Here is a 248-nt window from a genome sequence, read left to right on the forward strand (position 1 = left end):
GGACGCGATCATCTCGGACGCGCTGAACCATGCCTCGATCATCGACGGTGTGAGGCTCTCGAAGGCCAAGCGCTTCCGCTACGCCAACAACGATATGGCAGCGCTCGAGGAGGAACTGAAAAAGGCCGAAGGCAGCCGCTTCAGGCTGGTCGCCACCGACGGTGTCTTCTCGATGGACGGGATCATCGCCAATTTGGGCGGCGTCTGCGATCTCGCCGAGAAATACGGCGCGATGGTCATGGTCGATG

Annotated in this window: 1 protein-coding gene; it reads left to right on the forward strand. The window is 60.9% G+C overall.

Annotated features, from left to right (window positions below):
* Nucleotides 1-248, forward strand: a 248-nt coding sequence (locus tag EOD29_RS33925; protein WP_127248887.1) for an aminotransferase class I/II-fold pyridoxal phosphate-dependent enzyme, incomplete at both ends; no start/stop codon positions are given.

It is taken from the genome of Mesorhizobium sp. M1A.T.Ca.IN.004.03.1.1 (assembly GCF_003997555.1).
Classification (GTDB): domain Bacteria; phylum Pseudomonadota; class Alphaproteobacteria; order Rhizobiales; family Rhizobiaceae; genus Mesorhizobium.